This window comes from Streptomyces sp. NPDC031132, from assembly GCF_055570595.1.
In genome coordinates this window covers 102,038-121,042 of record NZ_JBVIGX010000022.1, presented here as the reverse complement: position 1 = coordinate 121,042, position 19,005 = coordinate 102,038, and the positions used below count along the sequence as shown (strand labels likewise).

Here is a 19,005-nt window from a genome sequence, read left to right as displayed (position 1 = left end):
GCGGACGGCGTGACACGGGTGCGGCTCCGTAGTGGAGCCGGAGTGGCGGGCTCGGCGCAGGGCCGACCCCGCCCGTGCGCGACGTCGGGTCGCCTCGTCCAGGAGTCTGCGGGCGCGCCGTCAGGGCAGACGCCGGGGCGACAAGGCCCGTGCGCCGTGGACGCGGTTCCCTCGTGTCCCGCGGTCCGCCCGGTGCAAAGGCGAAGCGTCATGACCGCTCTCACCCGAAACTCTTCCTCGTCGTGGGAGCGGTCTTCCTCCTCGTCGGTGTCCTCGGTTTCATCGGTCTGGAACTCGCGGGCTGGTACCACAGGGCGCCGGACAGGGATCCGGGTCGGCCGGCCCCCTGTGTGGTCCATCTCCACGGCGGGCCCGAGGAACAGGAACGGCCGGTGTTCGACCCGCTCTACCACGAACTCCTCGGCAGGGGACTGGACGTGTTCGCCCCCGACGTCCGCCGCTCCTCCGGCTGGGGCCGTTCCTTCGTGGACGCGGACCTCGGCGCCGGCCGGTTCGCGGCGATCGACGACGTCGCCGACTGCGCCGCCCACGGGGTCGCGCTCAGGTATGCCGACCCCCTGCGACTGGGGGTGACGGGGCGCTCGTACGGCGGCTGCCTCACCACGGCCTCACTGGTGTGGCACCCGGAACTCTTCCGCGCGGGCGTCGCCGTCTGCGGGATGTCGGACTTCGCCACGTTCTGCGCGGGTACCGAACCGTGGATCGCCCGGTCCGCCGCCGCCAAGTACGGGCACCCACGACACGACAGGGAACTGCTGCACGCGCTGTCCCCGATGAGCCGCATCGGCCGGCTGCGCGCTCCCGTCCTCGCCGTACACGGTGAACACGACACCAACGTGCCGCCTACGGAATCGGAGCAGTTCGTCCGGGCCGCGCGCGAACGGGGAATCCCGGCGCGGCATATCGTGCTGCGCAACGAGGGCCACGAGTTCCAGCGTGCGGACAACCGGCGGCTCTACCAAGGAACGCTCGTGAAAGGAGGAACCCCAGCCGATGCACGGCTGGGGTTCCTGAAATCGAGATCGGCGTGGATCGGTCAGGTCAGCGCTGCAGGGTGAGCAGACCCGGCCGGTACGGCAGTTGGTCGTAGGGGCCGCCCGCGGTGGGGGACTTGCCCTGGTAGAGCAACTGCAGGTTGCAGGGGTCGATGGTCATGGTCTGGTCGGGGTTGTTGCGGACCAGGTCACCGTGGCTGATGTCGTTGGTCCAGGTGGCGCCGCTGTTGGCCTTGCCGGCGAAGGGGTTGCTCTCGGTGGCGGCCTGCGGGGTCCACGAACCGTTCAGGCTGGTGGCCGTGAACGAGCGGAAGTAGCGCTGCTCGTTCGCACCCCGAGCCTCGACGATCATGAGGTACTGGTTCTGGTCCTTGACCTTGTAGACCTGCGGCGCCTCGAACAGGTTCTTCACCGTGTCGCTCATGACCGTCGTGTACGAGGAGCCGAAGCTGCCCGGGAAGTTCCCGATCGGCATGCTCGCCCGGTAGATCTTGCCGTTGTCACCGGCGAAGAACAGGTACATGTTCTGGTCGTCACCGATGATCGTCTGGTCGATGGGTGCTGCTCCGGCGCCGATGCTTCCGGAGAAGAGCTCCTGCGGTGCCGACCAGCCGTTCGCGTTGGTGGGGTCGCTCGACGTCCGGTAGGAGAACGTGGTCGCACCCCACTGGTAGGTGAGCACCCAGACGTTCTTCGGCGCGAAGTAGAACAGCGTCGGCGCGACGGTGCCGCTCGACATCGTGTTCTGGCCGGCCGAGGCCATCTCCGACCAGTTGGTGAACGGGCTGAAGTTCATCGAGCCCCAGTTGTTCCCCGTGTCGTGGGTCGTGGCGTAGACGAGTTGCTTGCCGTTGTAGGGGACGACGGTGAAGTCCTTGAGCGAGGCCCACCCGGGCTTGGGCTGCGCCAGCGCGCCCGTCGAGCTCCAGCGGTAGGACGAGGGAAGAGCACACGAGCCGGGGGTGCCGGCGCCGACCCGGACAAGCTGCCACTGCTGGTTGGTGCCGCCCCAGTCGTCGTACTGGACGACGTTCGCGTTGTCCGCGGTGGAACCGCCTTGTACTTCGAGGGCCTTGCTGCTGTGGCGCGCGATGAGCCTCACGTAGCCGTCCGAGCTGTCGGCCAGCCGCCATTGCTGGTTGGCGCCGTTCACATCGGCCCACTGGACGATCGCGGCGCCGTTCGCGGTGGACCCGTTCTGGACGTCCAGCACCTTGCCGGAGAGGCGGGACTTGATGCGGTAGTAACCGCCGCCGGAGTCGACGAACTGCCACTGCTGTTGGTTCTGATCGTTGCGGGTCCACTGGGTGATGCGGGCCCCGTCGTTGGTCGCCAGGTTGTAGACGTCCAGGGCCTTGCCGCTCTTGCGGTTGACCAGCACGTACGAGGCGTTGGGGTCGACTGCCGCCGCCGCGCCGGCGGGCTGCACACCGAGGAAGGCGACCAGGAGCAGCAAGGGCGTGAGGACGGCGAGCAGGCGTCGTCTCAGGTGGGCCGGGGATGGAGGGCGAGACCTCATCAGAAGGGCTCCTTCGGGGAGTGGGGACGGGGTGACCGCGACGGACCGCGGGGCGGACGCGTCGAGGGGTCGGGGACGGGATGGGTGTGGAGGAGGCCGCACATGCCGAAGCGTTGGTGCTCCGGGCACTCCAGCCGTGACACTGCGCCGTGGTCGAGGTGGGAGAGGTCTCCGGCTTTCAGCCGTTCCAGCTGACGGCCGGTCGTGACGGCTGCGGCGAGGGCGCCGTCACGCCAGCGGATCCGCCAGGCGTCCAGGAGGTCGCTCTTCAGACGGTGGGCTGCGATGTGGAACTCCCGCAGCCCCCCTTCGCGCAAGGCGAGGAAACCCTCCAGTGCCAGGTCGCGGCGGCGGCGGGCGGCCGCGGAACGGTCGCCGCTCAGGCCGGCCGCCCTGCCGTAGGCGTGGGGATCGGCCAGCACGGGCGCCGGGAAGGTGAAGACGGCGTCGCCCGCCTCGGGGAGTCCTCCGTTCTGCATGAGCACCACCAGGCGCAGGCCTCCGTCGTTGACGAGGCGGTGGATCGTGCCGGGGGTGAACCAGACGACGTCGCCGGGGAGCAGTGGGGTCTCGTCGAAACCGGAGGTGGTGAGGGTCTGTACGCTGCCCGCGCCGTCGATGACGACGTAGGCCTCGGAGCAGACGAGGTGCATGTGGGGCGTGCCGCCGCACAGCCCGTCGGCGGCCTCCCAGTCGTAGACGGTCAACCCGGAGATCCCCACGCCGCCGGGGAGCGGGGTCACCACGGGTGTTCCGCGATGTGGCGGGACAGGCGCCCGGCGGTCCACGCGCCGTCGGCTACGACGATCCGGTAGCGGCGCGAGAGGGTGTCGCCGGGGGCCAGTGGCAGTTCCTTGTCGAACGCCAGGGACGGGTTGACGGCCGGGATGGGTTCACTGCGGACGAACCAGTGGCAGGGCGCGTCGGGGTCGTCCAGGAACAGGAGCGTGGAGGAGCGGTCGACCTCGTCGTGCGCGCCGACGAAGGCCAGCCAGTCGCCCTGCTCGCCCATCGCGGGGCCGATCACTTCGCCGCCGGTGAACTCGCGCGGGCCGCGCCAGAACAGGCCGGAGTATCCGGCGAGCTCTCTGCCCTGCGTGCCGGGGCTGCCGAACACCACATCGCTGTCGCGGACGTTGGTCAGCGAGGTGGTGACGTCCAGGGTCCAGAAGTCGGCCCCTACGTCGTGTGCGGTCAGCGTGCGGTGCTCGTCGATCCAGTGCTCCCCCGCCATCGTGATCCAGGCCAGGGTTTCGGTGATCACGGCGCGGCCGGGGCCCGTTTCGCCGGACACGGCGAGGCTGTGCATCGTGCCGAGGTTCGGCAGGTCCACGTAGCCCTGGCCGCGCAGGTAGGTGCCGCCGCCCCAGAAGTTCTGCCCCGACACCCACGACGCCGTGATCTGGATGCCCTTGTGCCAGCGGTGGTCGTGCGGCCGGTACCCGGTGACCACGTCGCCGGCGAGCGTGCGCACCGGATGCAGGTGGGGCTTCGGCGCCTCGAAGGCGTCCATGACCGGCCGGTTTACGTACCGGAAAAGGACGACGTCGCGTGCCCGGACGGTCAGGGAGTCCTCGTTCTGGAGGAGTTCGAACGTCACCGGAACACCCCCGGGCGCCCGCCGTTGAGCGAGCCGTAGAACGGGTCGGCCGCGTCGATCTCCCCGCGCCGGACCGGCAGTCCGGTGATCGCGGCCTTGTACAAGGCGGTGACCAGTTCCATGGTGGGCCTGCCGAGATCGGGCCGGGTCCCCGCCTCGTAGTCGTCCAGGAAGGCCGCGAGCTGGGCGGTGTGCGAGCTGGGCACGTCGTCCGGCGGCTCCCACTTCACGCCCGGCGACCTCGTGGTGAAGGTCCAGTCCGCGTTGGAGTAGCCGTACAGGTGCCGCAGCTCGACCGTGGCGTCGGCGAGGTCGAAGCGCAGGTAGCTCTCCTGCCGGGGGGAGAGGACGCTGTTGACGACCGTCGCGACGGCCCCGTTGTCGAACCGGACCAGGGCTGCGGACACGTCCTCGGTCTGGACTTCGCGTGCGAGGCGGCCGGCCATCGCGCGCACCTCGGTCCATTCGCCGAGCACCGCGAGCATCAGGTCCATCTGGTGGATGCCGTGGCCCAGGGTCGGGCCACCTCCCTCGCTCTCCCAGGTTCCGCGCCAGGGCACGTCGTAGTAGGCGTCGTCGCGGTACCAGGCCGTGACGCACTGCGCGACGAGCGGTCGGCCCAGGGTCCCGGCCGTGATCCGGTGGCGCAGGTAGCGGGCCCCCGAGCCGTACCTGTGCTGGAACACCGCGCCCGCGTGGGCGTGCCCTTCGGCGGCGCGGATCCGGTCGAGCTCGGCCAGCGACAGGGACACCGGCTTCTCGCACCACACCCACGCCTGCGCCTCCAGGCAGGCCACGGCCTGTTCGGCGTGCAGGAACGGAGGCGTGCACAGGTGCACGAGGTCCGGGCTCTGCTCCTTGAGCATGGTGTGCAGGTCGGTGTAGACCGCGGGGATGCCGTGTTCGGCCGCGAACTCCTCGGCGCGCGCGGCGTCCACGTCGACAGCTGCCACGATCCGGGCCCGGTGCGCCTGCGCGCGGAGGGCCGGGACGTGGCAGGTGCCCGCGATCCCGCCGGTTCCGACGATCGCCGTCCTGATCATCCGCCGAGCACCTCCTTGATGGAGTGGTAGGCGGGCTTGGGCAGCAGGTTCTCGTCGTAGGGCAGCGCCGCGCCCTCGCCGGGGAAGACGGAGGGGATCCACGAGTACTTGTCCGTGTAGTCCCAGATGGTGACTCCGACGCACTTCTTGACCGCCAGGCAGGCCTTGACGTAGTCGGCGTACCAGGTGGCCTGGGTGGCGAGCTTTTCCGGGGTCGCGGGGAGGGCCATCCGGATGTCGAGCTCGGTGACCGCGACGTCGACGCCCAGGTCGGCGAAGCGCTGCATGTTCTGCCGGACGTCGCCGGGGAAGCCGTACTGGAGCGCCAGGTGGCCCTGGATGCCGAAGCCCTCCACGGGGACCCCGTCGGCCTTCAACTGCTTGATCAGGGTGTGGTAGGCGTCGCTCTTGGGGCCCATGCCGTCGACGTTGTAGTCGTTGAGGTACAGCTTGGCGTGCCGGTCGGCCTCGTGGGCCCAGCGCAGGGCGTCGGCGATGTAGCCGGGGCCGAGCGTCTTGTAGAAGAGCGATTCGCGGTAGGTGCCGTCCTCGTTGAAGGCCTCGTTGACCACGTCCCAGTGGATCACCTGGCCCTTGAAGTGCCGGACCTCCGTCTGGATGTGGTTCTTGAGGATGCCGCGCAGCTCGTCGGCGCTCCAGGTGCCCTCGGTGAGCCATGCGGGGAGCTGGTTGTGCCAGATGAGGGTGTGGCCGCGGACCTTCTGGTGGTGGGACTTGGCGAAGGCGACGACCTCGTCGGCTTCGGTGAAGTCGAAGACGCCGCGCTCGGGCTCGGTGGCGTACCACTTCATGGCGTTGCCGGGGGTGGTCTGGCCGAATTCGCTGCCGAGGAGCTTGAGGTAGGCGGCGTCGGTGAACTCGGGGTTGTCGGTGGCGGAGCCGAAGTACTTGTGGTGCTTCGCGGCCAGTTCGCCGAGCGTCCTGGGACGGGGCTCGGCGGCTGCGGGCGCCGCGGCGAGACCGGCCGAGAGGCAGATGGCGGCGGACAGGGCGGTGAGGATCCGGGACACGGGAACGGGCAGGTGTACGGGCATGGCGGGTTACTCCTCGGGGTGCGTGCGGTTCAGTCGAGGACGATCGTGGTCAGCGCCCGCGGGGCGAGCTTCGCAGTGAGGGTCGTGCCGTGCGTGGAGACGATGTCGGCCGGGGTGATGGAGCGGGTCCCGTCGGTGACGTAGCCGTCGGGGTTCCGGTCGTGCCCGCCGCGAAGGGAGAACTCGGTGGAGCTTTCGGTGGTCGCGGTGTTGAGGATTTCGATCACGCGGCTGCCGTCGGCGTTCCGGAAGGCCGTGATCTGCAGTGCCGGGTCGGCCTTCGTGACCGGTACGCGGACGGCGCCGGGTCGGATGAAGCGGCTGAAGGCTGCCAGGGCCCAGTACCGCTTGGACACCCGGTAGTCGTCACCGGGGTTGGCGAGCTGGATGAGCCCCCGGGTCGCGCCGAGGGACGCGCCGGTCCAGTAGACGTAGGCACTGGCGTTGCCGGTGGTCAGGGTGTTCTGGATGTCGGCGGCGACGGCGAGTCCGTCGTAGCCGCTGCCGTCGTCCCAGTTCTCGTTCCAGGTGGCGCCGTCCGGGGACCATTCCGACATCCACACGGGCTTGTCGGTCGGCTGCGGGACCGCGGTCGGCCCGCTGTAGCGGTGGCCGGTGACGGTCCGCACGGACGTGCCGGCGGCGGGGTCGGCCTCGACGGCCTCGGTGTAGGCGACCTGCCGGTCCCAGCCCGCGGCGTCGCAGCAGACCAGCCCGGTCTTCAGTCCGGACGCGCGGACGATCGGCTCGAGCACCTTGAGGAAGTCGACGGCCTGCTGCGGGGTGAACCGCATCGAGGCGTAGGTCGCCGTCCAGTCGGGCTCGTTGGTGAATCCCAGGTCGGTGATCCCGATGCCTTCCTGACGGTAGAACTTCGCGTACTGCACGAGGTAGTTCGCGTAGGCCTGGCGCCATTCGGGCAGCAGCTCACCGCCGTTGTTCTCGCTGCCGTTGGTCTTCATGAAGGCCGGGGCGCTCCAGGCGTCGGCGTAGAACCGTTTGACGCCGTAGGCCTTGGCCTCCTTGGCGAGCCAGACCTGGCCGCCGTCCTGGCCGTCCCAGACGTACTTCGGTGTGGCGTCCGGCCCGCCGGGATCGGTCGGCAGGATCGTCGGCATGTGGTCGTAGACCCTGTCGGTCGACGACCCGATGCCCAGGCGCAGGATCGAGAGGCCCGCGCCCTGGTCCTTGCTGAGCAGCAGGTCGAGCACTTCGCGCTGCTTGGCCGGGCTGAGGCCGCGCGCGCCGTGCAGCAGGTCGGCCCTCTGGAAGGCCATCGAGAAGCCGAATCCGTCGATGGGCTGGAGCGCTGTGCGGAAGTCGATGCCGGTTCGCGCGGGGGCGGGCGCGGGCGAGGGGGCGGGGGCGGCCACGGCCTGCGATGTTAGCGCTAACAAAAATGGGACTGCCAGTGCGATCAGACGTTTCACAATGTCTCCTCGGGGGTGGAGGTCGCGCGGGGCGGGTCAGCCCTTGGTGGCGCCCGCCGTGAGGCCGCCGATCAACTGCCGCTCGGCGACGGCGTAGAACGCGAGGGCGGGGACCATGGCGAGCACGATGTAGGCGAGGACGAGCGCGTAGTCGGTCGAGTACTGGCCCTGGAACTGCTGGACTCCGACCGGGATGGTCTGCCATTTCGGGTCGTTGAACACCAGCAGCGGCAGGAAGAAGTTGTTCCAGCTCGCTACGATCGCCAGCACCGACACCGTGCCGAGCGCCGGACGCGCCATCGGCAGCAGGATCTTCCAGAAGAAGCGGAACTTGCCGCAGCCGTCCATGACGGCCGCCTCCTCGACCTCCGCCGGGATGGTCCGGAAGAAGCCGCGCAGGATGATGATGGTCATGGGGAGCCCGAAGGCCGCCTGCGGGAGGATCACGCCGAGCGGGTTGTCGAGCAGGTCGAAGTTGCGCAGCAGCAGGAACAACGGCAGGACGGCCACGGCGAACGGGAACATGAGCCCGATCGTGAACAGCGTGTAGAACAGCTCCCTTCCCCGGAAGGCGTAGCGGGCCAGCACGAACGCCGCCATCGCGGAGGCCGCCACCGTGCAGCAGGTCGTGCCGATCGCGATGCCCGCACTGTTGGCGATCTGCCGCCAGAACATTCCGTCGCCGAGAATGCCGGTGTAGTTGCCGGCCTTCCAGTGTTCGGGCAGCCCGAACGGGTTGGTCGTCAGCTCGCCGGTGCTCTTGAACCCGGAGAGCACCGCGTAGACCAGCGGTACGACGACGAAGGCGCCGATCAGCCAGACCACGGCGTGCAGCGACAGGCCTCGTGCCGTCTTGCGTGCGTTCATCGGCCACCTCCCGAGGTGACGGCCCCGCTCAGGTCACGGCGGAGCACGTAGCGCTGGTAGAAGAGGGAGAAGACCAGGCTGATCATGAACAGGACCACGCTGATCGCACTGGCATAGCCGACCTGGTAGCGCTTGAACCCGAACTGGAACATCGAGATCGCCATGGTCTCGGACGAGTGGTTGGGGCCGCCCGCCGTCATGACCCACACCAGGTCGAAGAGTTGGATGGCGCCGATGATCGAAAGGAAGGCGCTGATCCGGATCGTCGGGCCGAGCAGCGGCAGCGTCACGTGCCGGAAGCGCTGCCATGCGCCCGCGCCGTCGATTGAGGCGGCCTCCAGGACCTCGCTCGGGATGCTCTGCAGTCCGGCGAGGAAGAGCATCATGTGGAAGCCGAAGTACTTCCAGGTCATGACCACGAACAGGGTCGGCATGACCGTCGAGGGATCCGCGAGCCACTTCCCCTGCAGCCCCTCCAGGCCGAGGGCGCCTGCGAGATGGTCGGCCATGCCGGCACCGGGAAGGAAGATCATGGTGAAGAGGACCGCCGTGACCACCTCGGACAGGATGTACGGCGCGAAGAACAGCATCCGGTAGACGGCCCGGCCGCGCAGCCGTTGGTTGAGCAGGACCGCGGTGAACAGCGCGAACGGCAACTGCACCGTGATCGACAGGGCGATCAGGTACAGCCCGCGCCTCAGATCGCCGAGGAAGACCTGATCGCGGAAGAGCGTGGCGTAGTTCTCGAGGCCGATGAAGTCGTCCAGGGGGCCGACCCCGCCCCACTTGAAGAAGCCCGTGTAGACGGCGACGACGATCGGCGCAAGGACGAAGACGAGGAAGAGGACCAGAGCCGGGACGAGGAACCAGGCGACCGACGCCCAGCTTCCCGACCCGCGCAGGAGCGGGCGCGCCGGCCGGGCGTGCGGGTGCGCCGGCACGGCTTCCTTCGTCCGCTCCTCGGTCAGGGTGGACACGGAGCTAGGCACCCTTCGCAGCATCGGTGATCGATTTCGTGACCTGCTCGGGCGTCTTCTTGCCCGCGATGAGGTCGGCGACGCTGTCGTTGACCTCCTGACCCACCGCGGGCGGGTAGGCCTGGTCGAGGAAGAGCTGGAAGCCCGTCGCCTTGACCAGGCTGTCGGCCACCACCTTTCTGTTGGGCTCGGTGAGCTGGCTCTCCGAGCCCTTGACCACCGGCAGGTAGCCGTTGGAAGCCAGCAGCTTGGACTCGTTCTCCAGTACGAAGAACTTCAGGAAGTCCAGCGCCTCCTTCGGGGCACCCTTGCGCAACGCGAAGCCGCTGCCACCGCCGAACACCTCGGCGGCCTGGCCGACGCCGCCGTCGACCGTCGGGAAGGGGAAGAAGCCCAGGTCCGCTCCGAGGTCCGCGCCAGCGTCCTTCTGTACCGACGGCGCCCACTGCCCCATCAGCTCCATGGCGGCCTTGCGGTTGCCCATGGTCGCGGCCTGGCCGCCGGGGGTGGAGTACCCGGCGCCGAGGAAGCCCGTCTGGAACGGCTGGAGGTCGACCAGTTCCTTGAGGTGGGTGCCCGCCTGGACGAAGCCGGCGCCGGTGAAGTCCTTGGTGGTCGCGGCCTGCTGCAGCGCGGGGAGGCCCGCGACGCGCATCGCGAGGTAGGCCCAGTAGTAGTGGCCCGGCCACTTCTCCTTGCCCGCGAGGGCGATCGGAGTGATGCCCGCCGCCTTGAGCTTCTTGACGTCTTCGAGGAACTCGGCCCAAGTGGCCGGCGGAGCGGTGATCCCGGCCTGGGCGAAGAGCTTCTTGTTGTACCAGAAGCCGACCATGCCGACGTCGTAGGGCACCCCGTAGGTCCGGCCCTCGAACTGGTAGGCCTGCAGCGAGACCGGGGTGAGTTCGGAGGACCAGCCGAGCGCCTCGGTGAGGTCCTCGACCAGCCCCGCGTCGATCTGCTGCCGCAGGACGCCGCCGCCCCAGGTCTGGAAGACGTCGGGGAGCTTGCCCGATGAAGTGTTGGCCGTGAGCTTGGACTTGAACGCCTCGTTCTCCAACGAGGTCGTCTTGATCGTGATGTTCGGGTGAGCGGCGGTGAACGCCGAGGAAATCTGCGGGAACAGGGACTTGCCCGGTTCCGTCGTGGCGATGTTCCACCACGCGAAGGTCACCTTGCCGTCGGCCGCCGACCCCGAGCCGGAGCCACCGCCGCCGCAGGCCGCGGTGAGCGAGACGGACAGAGCGGTCAGGCCCGAGAGCGCGAGGAAGCTTCGTCGACTCGGGGGGGTGCTGGCCATGGGACCTCCGGGATGGGGAATGCCGGTTCGCTTCGAAAATGTTTCGTAACATTCTCGAATTGGTGCTGCCACAAACTAGGAACGGGAAGCCCCCCGGTCAAGCCTTCTTACCGAATTTCCCTCCGCAGCAGCCGACTTATGGCTTGACAACCAGGTCGCGCCGACCGGAAACTCTTCGAAAGTTTGCGATACATGTCGCTCACACAAAGCGTCAGCGCGGAGGAGAGAATTGAGCGAGCAGCGCCCCACCCTGGCCGTCATCGCCGCGGAGGCGGGGGTCTCCCAGGCCACCGTGTCCAAGGTGGTCAACGGCCGCTCCGACGTCGCACCCGCGACACGCGAACGGATCGAGAGCCTGCTGCGCTCCCACAACTACCTCCACCCCGGCGCGCAGGCCAGAGCCCGCAGGTCCGGTCTGGTCGACCTGATCATCGGCGGTCTGGACAGTGCGTGGGCAGTGGAGATACTGCGCGGCGTAGAAGCCGAGTGCGCCCAGCGCAGCGTCGGCACCGTCGTATCGCTCGTCCCGCCGGGCGAGGCCACGCCTTCGAGTTGGGCCGCACTGCCGGTCCTGCACCACAGCGACGGCGTCATCCTCGTCACCGCGTCGGTCACCCAGGCCCAGCGCGCCCAGGTCGAACAGGCCGGGGTGGCACTCGTCGTCATCGACCCGATCGACCTGCCGGGCAACGGTGTCCCGAGCATCGGCGCGACCAACTGGGCGGGCGGCCTCGCCGCCACGGAACACCTGCTGGAGCTGGGGCACCGCCGGATCGCCGCGATCGGCGGGCGCAAGGAGATGCTCTGCAGCCAGGCCCGCATCGACGGGTACCGCGCCGCGCTGGAGCGGGCCGGGATCGAGGTCGACCGCGACCTGATCCGGTTCGGCGACTTCGGGCACGAGGGCGGGTTCCAGCGCGCCCGGGAACTGCTCGCCCTCCCCGAGCCGCCGACCGCCGTCTTCGCCGGCAGCGACCAGCAGGCGATGGGCGTCTACGAAGCCGCCCGGCAGGTCGGACTGAGTATCCCGCACGACCTCAGCGTGGTCGGCTTCGACGACCTGCCGATGTGCGAATGGCTGTCCCCGCCACTGACGACGGTGCGTCAGCCGCTGGAGGAGATGGGCCGGCTCGCCGCCCGCACACTCTTCCAGCTCCTGGACGGCCAGTCCCTGGTCAGCCCCCGGATGGAGCTCTCGACCGAGCTCAAGGTCCGGCTCTCCACCGCCCCGCCCCCTTCCTAGGCGGATCCGGCCTGAGCGACAAGACACCCCCTAGGAGAACTCCTTGACCGAGCCCTGGCGTGACCCCCTCATGCCCGTTTCCATACGCGTCGCCGATCTGCTGAAACGGATGACGCTGGAGGAGAAGGCGGGTCAGCTCGCCGGCTTCTGGGCGCTGCCCTCGGATCCAGGCGCACCCGTCGCGCCGATGGAGGACGACTCCGGCGAGTCGGCGCCCGGACTCGACGACATCGTCGCCCACGGCCTCGGCCAGCTCACCCGGGTGTACGGCACCGCGCCGATCACCGCGGAAGCCGGGATGGAGCGGCTCGCCTCGCTCCAGCGGCAGGTGACCGAAGCCGGCCGGTTCGGGATTCCGGCGGTCGCTCACGAGGAGTGCCTGACCGGCTTCATGACGTTCGGAGCGACGGTCTTCCCCGGGCCACTGGCCTGGGGCGCCTCCTTCGATCCCGGACTCGTGCGCCGGATGGCCGCCGCCATCGGCGCCGGGATGCGGCGGGTCGGCGTCCACCAGGGGCTGGCTCCCGTGCTCGACGTGGTCCGCGACTACCGGTGGGGCAGGACCGAGGAGTGCATCGGCGAGGACCCCTATCTCGTCGGAGCCATCGGCACCGCCTACGTACAGGGCCTGGAGGGCGCCGGGATCGTGGCGACGCTCAAGCACTTCGCCGGGTACTCGGCCTCGCGCGGCGGCCGGAACATGGCCCCCGTCGCCTCGGGACCGCGCGAGTTCGCCGACGTACTTGTCGAGCCCTTCGTACGGGCACTGCGCGAGGGGGGCGCCCGGTCGGTGATGAACAGTTACACCGACGTGGACGGCGTTCCGGTGGCCGGCGACGAACGACTGCTGACCGAACTGCTCAGGGGCGAGCTGGGGTTCGGCGGTGTGGTCGTCGCCGACTACTACGCCGTCTCCTTCCTGGAGACCCGGCACGGCGTCACCGGATCGCGGGGCTCGGCCGGCGCGCTGGCGCTGACCGCCGGAATCGACGTCGAGCTGCCCACCGCCCGGTGCTACGGCGAGCCGCTGACCGAGCTCGTACGGGCGGGAAGCGTGCCCGAGGAGCTCATCGACCGGGCCGCGCAACGGGTCCTGCTCCAGAAGGCCGAGCTCGGCCTGCTCGACCCCGACTGGGAACCCGTCAAGCCCGAGCCGGTCGACCTCGACCCGCCGGAGAACCGCGCACTGGCCAGGCTCCTGGCCGAACGGTCCACCGTGCTGCTCGCCAACGACGGCATCCTGCCGCTGCGGCCGTGCCGGGTCGCGATCAGCGGGCCCTACGCCGACGACCCCCAGTCCTTTCTCGGCTGCTACTCCTTCCCCAACCACGTCGCGCTCCCCGGCGACCTCGGGCTGGAGATCCCGACGCTCGGCGAGGCGCTCACCGCTGCCGGGTTCACGGTCACCGACGAGGAGCCTGACGTGAACCTGCTCGTGCTCGGGGACCGGGCCGGCATGTTCGGCCGGGGCACCTCCGGAGAGGGCTGCGACGCCGAGACCCTCGACCTGCCCGGCGACCAGGCCGCACTCGCCTCCGCCGTGCTGGACTCGCAGGTGCCGACCGTCATGGTCCTCGTCTCCGGACGGCCCTACGCGCTCGGCACGCTCGCCGAACGCGCATCGGCCGTGGTGCAGGCCTTCTTCCCCGGCGAGGAGGGCGGGACGGCGCTGGCCCGGATCATCAGCGGCGCCGCGGAACCGTCCGGGCGGCTGCCCGTCTCCATCCCCCGCCAGGTCGGCGGCCAGCCCGGCACCTACCTGCACGCCAGGCTCGGCGGGCACACCGACTGGAGCTCGGTGGACCCGACCCCGCTGTTCCCGTTCGGCCACGGGCTGAGCTGGACCAGCTTCACCTGCTCGGAGCTCTCCGTGGACCCCGTCGCCGCGACGGACGGGACCGTCGCCGTTTCGGTCACCGTACGCAACGTCGGCGAGGTGGCCGGGACCGAAGTGGTCCAGCTGTACCTCTCCGACCCCGTGGCGTCCGTCGTCCGGCCGCAGCGGTGGCTCGCCGGATTCGCCAGGGTCGAACTGGGGCCGGGCGCCGCCTCCCGGATCACCTTCTCGGTCCATGCCGACCGGACCTCCTTCACCGGGCTCGACCTGCGCAGAAGGGTGGAGCCCGGGGAGATCGGCGTGGCCGTCGGACGGTCCAGCGGCGATCTTCCGCTCCACGGCTCCTTCACTCTGGAAGGCCCCGTACGCCATCCCGCGGACGACCGGGTGCTGTCCGTGCCGGTCGAGATCGTCCCGGCTCCATGAGCGGTTGCTTCGGTGATCCCGTGCTGCCCGGGTTCCGGCCCGACCCGTCCGTCTGCCGGGTGGGAGCGGACTACTACCTGGTGACGTCCAGCTTCGAATGGTTCCCGGGCCTTCCCGTGTTCCACAGCCGCGACCTCTTGAACTGGCGGCGCATCGGCTCCGCGCTCGACCGGGCGTCCCAGCTCGACCTCGACGGGTGCGAGCCCTCCCGGGGTCTGTTCGCACCGACGATCCGGCACCATGACGGGGTCTTCCACCTCGTCTGCACGCTGATGGACGGCCCGGGCCATTTCGTCGTCACCGCGACCGACCCGGCGGGGCCGTGGTCGGAGCCCCACTGGTTGGAGGGCGAGGGCTTCGACCCGTCGCTGTTCTTCGACGACGGGCCCGACGACGGGGAGGGCGAGGGGGACGAGGGCGACGGCGACGGCGACGGCGACGGCCGGGCCTGGTTCACGGCGGCACGAGTCGTGGACGAAGCCGCGGGCCGCACCGAGATATGGATGCGCGAGTACCTTCCCCGGGAACGACGGCTGACGGGACCCGAGCACGTCCTGTGGTCGGGGAGCCACCCCGGCGCCCGATGGTCGGAAGCCCCGCACCTCTACAAGACCGGCGGCACCTATCTCCTGGTCACCGCCGAGGGGGGCACCGATGTGGAGCACAGCGTGGTGGCCGCCCGCGCCGCCCGCGTGACCGGCCCCTACAAGGGCGCCCCCGGCAATCCGGTACTACCGCCCGCCAAAGGTCCGGTCACCTGCACCGGGCACGCCGACCTCGTCCAGACCCCGAACGGCGACTGGCGCGCCGTCCTCCTGGGCGTCCGCCCCGGCTCCGCCCTCGGCCGCGAGACCTTCCTCAGCCGGATCACCTGGGACGCGGGCTGGCCGGTCTTCTCCCCCGTCGACCACACGGACCTCCGCCTCCCCGTCCAGGACGACTTCGCCACGCTCGGCGCGGACTGGAGCATCCTGCGCACGCCGCGGGAGCGGTTCTGGACCACCGGCGACGGGCTCCGCCTCGAGCTCCGCCCCGATCGCCTCGGCGAACGCACCACCCCGTCCCTCCTGGCCCGCCCCCAGGAGCAGCCCGACTGCGACGTCTCCACCGAGCTGCACTTCACCCCCACCGCACCGGAGGAACAGGCCGGCCTCGCGGTGGTCTTGGACGACGACACCCATCTCCTCTTCCTCCGCACCGCGGAAGGACTCAGCCTCCGCCGCGGGGCCGAGGTCCTGGCCGCCCTGCGCGTCCCTGCGGGCCCCATTCGCCTGGGGGTCCGAATCCGCGGGTTCAGCCACACCTTCGCCCACACGGCACCCGGCGGAGCCTGGCAGGACCTGGCCACCGTCGAAGCCACCTTCCTCACCCCGCTGTTCACCAGCATCCAGCTCGGCCTCTACGCCACCTCCAACGGCCGTCCCTCCAGCAACCAAGCCCACTTCACACGTTTCGACATCACTTACCCGAGCCCACAGGAACCGCCGGGCAGGCGGTGACACCGCCGACGCCGCGGGCAGGTGGCAATCAGCCTCCACCACCTGCCCGTTCGCACCCCCACCTCCCGCCTAGTGCTGCGACCGGAAAGGTTCACCGGGTCACGGCGCCCGGCACGGCAAACCTTCCCGGCCACAGCACTAGCCGACCCCGTTGACCTCGGGGTACGTGGCCGCGATGCACCTCGCCGGAGCGGATCGACTGCCCGGACCAGCAGCGCGCGGAGTGCGGGACGGCCTCGTCGCCGCCGCCCGTCGAAGGTATTGACAGGCCAATTGTGAGCGTTAACACTCGTGCGCAGCAGGCGGCTGCCGCACCGACCTCGCTGCCGCCTGCCGACGCCCGACAGCCCTTGTGCGCGGCACCTCATCCCCCACGGACCATGGAGTTCGCCATGCCGGTTCCGCCCTTCAGCCGCCGCTCCATGATCAAGGCGACCGGTGTCGCGGCCGTAGCCGCAGCTGTCGGCCCCGTACTGAACACCGTCTCCGCGGCGGCGCAGACGCCCCCGGTCAGGTCCGACATCGGAGTGTCGGCGTTCCCGTTCGACCTGGGTCAGGTCCGGCTCACCAGCAGCCGCTGGCTCGACAATCAGAACCGCACCCTGGCCTATCTCCGCTTCATCGACGTCGACCGCCTGCTGTACAACTTCCGCTCCAACCACCGGCTCTCCACCAACGCCGCGGCCCCGACCGGAGGATGGGACGACCCGGCGTTCCCCTTCCGCACCCATGTGCAGGGCCACTTCCTCACGGCATGGGCCCAGGCCTACGCCGCGGTCGGGGACACCACCTGCCGAGACAAGGCCGACCGCATGGTGGCCGAGCTCGCCAAGTGCCAGGCCAACAACTCCACCGCGGGCTTCTCCGCCGGCTACCTGTCGGGCTTCCCCGAGGCCGACTTCACCAACCTCGAAGCAGGCACGCTGAAGAACGGGAACGTCCCGTACTACTGCGTCCACAAGACCATGGCCGGTCTGCTCGACGTGTGGCGCCTCATCGGCAACACGCAGGCCCGTGACGTGCTCCTCGCGCTCGCCGACTGGGTCGACCGGCGCACCGCCGCGCTCAGCCGGAGCACGATGCAGTCGTTGATGGGCGTGGAGTTCGGCGGCATGAACGAGGTACTGGCCGACCTCCACCAACAGACCGGCGACGCACGCTGGTTGACCACCGCCCAGCGGTTCGACCACGCGGCGGTCTTCGACCCCCTCGCCGCGAATCTGGACCAACTGGGCGGTCTGCACGCCAATACGCAGGTGCCCAAGTGGATCGGAGCCGTCCGCGAGTACAAGGCCACCGGGACGACCCGCTACCGCGACATCGCCGCCAACGCGTGGACGATCTGCACCACCTCGCACACCTACGCCATCGGCGGCAACAGCCAGGCGGAACACTTCCGGGCCCCGAACGCCATCTCCGGCTTCCTCGTCGACGACACCTGCGAGCTCTGCAACTCGTACAACATGCTCAAGCTCACCCGAGAACTGTGGCAGCTGGACCCCGGCCGGGCGTCGTACTTCGACTTCTACGAGAAGGCCCTGCTCAACCACGTCATCGGCGCCCAGAACCCGGCCGACCCGCACGGGCACGTCACCTACTTCACCCCCCTCAACCCGGGCGGCCGCCGCGGCAGGGGCCCGGCGTGGGGCGGCGGCACCTGGAGCACCGACTACGGCACGTTCTGGTGCTGCCAGGGAACGGGCATCGAGTCCCACACGAAGCTGATGGACTCCGTCTACTTCCACGACGGCGGCACCACCCTCACCGTGAACCTGTTCCTCCCCTCCGTCCTGGACTGGACTCAGCGAGGCATCACCGTCACCCAGACCACCTCCTATCCGGCCGACGACACCACGACGCTCAAGGTCACCGGCGGCATGGGCGGGACCTGGTCGATGCGCGTCCGCATCCCCGGATGGACTTCGGGCGCCACCCTCAGCGTCAACGGCGTTGCCCAGAGCGTCACGGCCAGTCCGGGCACCTACGCCACGCTCACCCGGTCCTGGGCCTCCGGCGATACGGTCACCGTGAAGCTGCCCATGCGCGTGGCCCTCCAGGCCGCCAACGACAGCCCTGGTATTGCGGCGATCACCTACGGCCCCGCCGTCCTCGCCGGCAACTACGGCAGCACCAAACTGTCTTCCCTCCCGACCCTGGACGCCTCCTCGATCACCCGAACCAGCAGCACCTCCCTCGCCTTCACGGCCACCGCCGACGGGACGAAGGTCGGTCTCGCCCCCTTCCACGACGCCCAGGGTTTCAACTACACCGTCTACTGGCGGACGGACACTCCCGGCTTCCGTCTCGTCAACGCGGCCAGCGGACTCGTCCTCGGCATCCGTGACATGTCCACCGCCGACGGGGGCCTCGCCCTGCAGTGGGCCGACTCCGGCACCGCCGACCACAATTGGCTCCTTCTCGTCGACGGCACCGCACTGCGGCTGCGCAACCTCAACAGCGGCAAGGTCCTCGGCGTGAAGGACATGTCCACCGCCGACAACGCCCCGATCCTCCAATGGGCCGACACCGGCACCCCCGACCACCGGTGGACCGTCGTCGACGCCGGCAACGGGTACCACGAGCTTCACAACGTGCACACCGGCAAGCTGCTCGGCATCGAAGGCGGCGCCACCGCCAACGGCGCCGCGGCCGTACAAGTGCCCGACACCGGAGCCTCCGCCAGCCAGTGGCAGTTCGTCCCCGACGGCGCCAGGCGCATCCAGAGCGTCGCCAGCGGGCGGGTACTCGGTGTGCGGGACATGTCCACCGCCGACGGCGGCCTCGCCGTCCAGTGGGACGACAACGGCACCGCCGACCACCTCTGGACGGCCGTCGTCGACACCGGCGGCCACCTGCGCCTGCGCAACTCCCACAGCGGCAAGGTCCTCGCCGTGGAGAACGGCGGCACCGCCAACGGCGCCCGGATCGTCCAGTGGGCGGACAACGGCACCGCCGACCACCGGTGGCGCCTGCGCCACGGCGGCGGCGACACCTTCAAGATCCAGTGCGCCAACAGCGGCCGCGTCCTCGGCGTCTCCGGCGCCTCCACCGGCCAGGGAGCACAGGCCGTCCTCTGGGACGACAACGGCACCAACGACCACCTGTGGCGATTCATCTGACCCCGTTGACCCCGCCGACCTCGCGCCGGGTCCCCCAACCGCCACAGGCCGCTCGCGGCGAAGGGAACTCGGATGGG

General features: G+C 69.8%; 13 protein-coding genes and 1 pseudogene. 5 read left to right on the top strand and 9 right to left on the bottom strand.

Going from position 1 to position 19,005, the window contains the following annotated elements:
- Window positions 1-284: 284 nt before the first annotated feature.
- A pseudogene (locus tag ACZ49B_RS27355) lies at window positions 285-1,079 on the top strand (alpha/beta hydrolase family protein); the annotation flags it as partial.
- On the opposite strand, the gene ACZ49B_RS27350 reads toward ACZ49B_RS27355, so the two are convergent.
- The 9 genes from ACZ49B_RS27350 to ACZ49B_RS27310 all read right to left on the bottom strand — a co-directional run bounded on the left by ACZ49B_RS27350 (window position 1,063) and on the right by ACZ49B_RS27310 (window position 10,804).
- Window positions 1,063-2,535 (bottom strand): non-reducing end alpha-L-arabinofuranosidase family hydrolase, encoded by a 1,473-nt coding sequence (locus ACZ49B_RS27350; RefSeq protein ID WP_468310936.1) that lies wholly within the window; start codon window positions 2,533-2,535, stop codon window positions 1,063-1,065. The pseudogene ACZ49B_RS27355 and the gene ACZ49B_RS27350 overlap by 17 nt on opposite strands.
- Window positions 2,535-3,278, bottom strand: coding sequence for a cupin domain-containing protein (locus tag ACZ49B_RS27345; RefSeq protein WP_468310942.1), 744 nt, complete (start codon window positions 3,276-3,278; stop codon window positions 2,535-2,537). The genes ACZ49B_RS27350 and ACZ49B_RS27345 overlap by 1 nt, the downstream gene beginning before the upstream one ends.
- On the bottom strand, window positions 3,275-4,135 hold the full coding sequence (locus ACZ49B_RS27340) for a DUF6807 domain-containing protein (RefSeq protein ID WP_468310934.1): 861 nt from the start codon (window positions 4,133-4,135) through the stop codon (window positions 3,275-3,277). Before ACZ49B_RS27340 ends, ACZ49B_RS27345 begins: the two co-directional genes overlap by 4 nt.
- Window positions 4,132-5,178 (bottom strand): Gfo/Idh/MocA family protein, encoded by a 1,047-nt coding sequence (locus ACZ49B_RS27335; RefSeq protein ID WP_468310932.1) that lies wholly within the window; start codon window positions 5,176-5,178, stop codon window positions 4,132-4,134. Before ACZ49B_RS27335 ends, ACZ49B_RS27340 begins: the two co-directional genes overlap by 4 nt.
- Entirely contained in the window at window positions 5,175-6,233 is a 1,059-nt protein-coding gene (locus ACZ49B_RS27330) for an endo-1,4-beta-xylanase (RefSeq protein WP_468310930.1), read from the bottom strand. Before ACZ49B_RS27330 ends, ACZ49B_RS27335 begins: the two co-directional genes overlap by 4 nt.
- A gap of 29 nt (window positions 6,234-6,262) precedes the next feature.
- Window positions 6,263-7,606 carry a glycoside hydrolase family 30 protein gene (locus tag ACZ49B_RS27325; RefSeq protein ID WP_468310928.1) on the bottom strand — a complete coding sequence of 448 codons (1,344 nt, stop codon included), beginning with the start codon at window positions 7,604-7,606 and terminating at the stop codon, window positions 6,263-6,265.
- A gap of 93 nt (window positions 7,607-7,699) precedes the next feature.
- Window positions 7,700-8,530 (bottom strand): carbohydrate ABC transporter permease, encoded by an 831-nt coding sequence (locus ACZ49B_RS27320; protein WP_468310926.1) that lies wholly within the window; start codon window positions 8,528-8,530, stop codon window positions 7,700-7,702.
- Complete coding sequence (locus ACZ49B_RS27315; RefSeq protein WP_468310924.1) at window positions 8,527-9,519, bottom strand: carbohydrate ABC transporter permease; 993 nt, start codon at window positions 9,517-9,519, stop codon at window positions 8,527-8,529. Before ACZ49B_RS27315 ends, ACZ49B_RS27320 begins: the two co-directional genes overlap by 4 nt.
- On the bottom strand, window positions 9,512-10,804 hold the full coding sequence (locus ACZ49B_RS27310) for an extracellular solute-binding protein (protein WP_468310922.1): 1,293 nt from the start codon (window positions 10,802-10,804) through the stop codon (window positions 9,512-9,514). Before ACZ49B_RS27310 ends, ACZ49B_RS27315 begins: the two co-directional genes overlap by 8 nt.
- Window positions 10,805-11,033: 229 nt before the next feature.
- Between ACZ49B_RS27310 and ACZ49B_RS27305 the strand changes: the two genes are divergently transcribed.
- The 4 genes from ACZ49B_RS27305 to ACZ49B_RS27290 all read left to right on the top strand — a co-directional run bounded on the left by ACZ49B_RS27305 (window position 11,034) and on the right by ACZ49B_RS27290 (window position 18,928).
- Complete coding sequence (locus tag ACZ49B_RS27305; protein ID WP_468310920.1) at window positions 11,034-12,047, top strand: LacI family DNA-binding transcriptional regulator; 1,014 nt, start codon at window positions 11,034-11,036, stop codon at window positions 12,045-12,047.
- 70 nt (window positions 12,048-12,117) lie between these two features.
- Window positions 12,118-14,310, top strand: a complete 2,193-nt coding sequence (locus ACZ49B_RS27300) for a beta-glucosidase (RefSeq protein WP_468310917.1) — start codon at window positions 12,118-12,120, stop codon at window positions 14,308-14,310.
- Window positions 14,307-15,809: a glycoside hydrolase family 43 protein gene (locus ACZ49B_RS27295; RefSeq protein WP_468310915.1), complete on the top strand. Its 1,503-nt coding sequence runs from the start codon at window positions 14,307-14,309 to the stop codon at window positions 15,807-15,809. The genes ACZ49B_RS27300 and ACZ49B_RS27295 overlap by 4 nt, the downstream gene beginning before the upstream one ends.
- Before the next feature lie 392 nt (window positions 15,810-16,201).
- Window positions 16,202-18,928 (top strand): beta-L-arabinofuranosidase domain-containing protein, encoded by a 2,727-nt coding sequence (locus tag ACZ49B_RS27290; protein ID WP_468310912.1) that lies wholly within the window; start codon window positions 16,202-16,204, stop codon window positions 18,926-18,928.
- Window positions 18,929-19,005: the final 77 nt, after the last annotated feature.

Excerpts from the sequence above, each read along its gene's own strand:
- ACZ49B_RS27330 (WP_468310930.1), bottom strand. The coding sequence starts at position 6,233 with ATGCCCGTACACCTGCCCGTTCCCGTGTCCCGGATCCTCACCGCCCTG.
- ACZ49B_RS27335 (WP_468310932.1), bottom strand. The coding sequence starts at position 5,178 with ATGATCAGGACGGCGATCGTCGGAACCGGCGGGATCGCGGGCACCTGC.
- ACZ49B_RS27350 (WP_468310936.1), bottom strand. The coding sequence starts at position 2,535 with ATGAGGTCTCGCCCTCCATCCCCGGCCCACCTGAGACGACGCCTGCTC.
- ACZ49B_RS27310 (WP_468310922.1), bottom strand. The coding sequence starts at position 10,804 with ATGGCCAGCACCCCCCCGAGTCGACGAAGCTTCCTCGCGCTCTCGGGC.
- ACZ49B_RS27290 (WP_468310912.1), top strand. The coding sequence starts at position 16,202 with ATGCCGGTTCCGCCCTTCAGCCGCCGCTCCATGATCAAGGCGACCGGT.
- ACZ49B_RS27300 (WP_468310917.1), top strand. The coding sequence starts at position 12,118 with ATGCCCGTTTCCATACGCGTCGCCGATCTGCTGAAACGGATGACGCTG.
- ACZ49B_RS27295 (WP_468310915.1), top strand. The coding sequence starts at position 14,307 with ATGAGCGGTTGCTTCGGTGATCCCGTGCTGCCCGGGTTCCGGCCCGAC.
- ACZ49B_RS27320 (WP_468310926.1), bottom strand. The coding sequence starts at position 8,530 with ATGAACGCACGCAAGACGGCACGAGGCCTGTCGCTGCACGCCGTGGTC.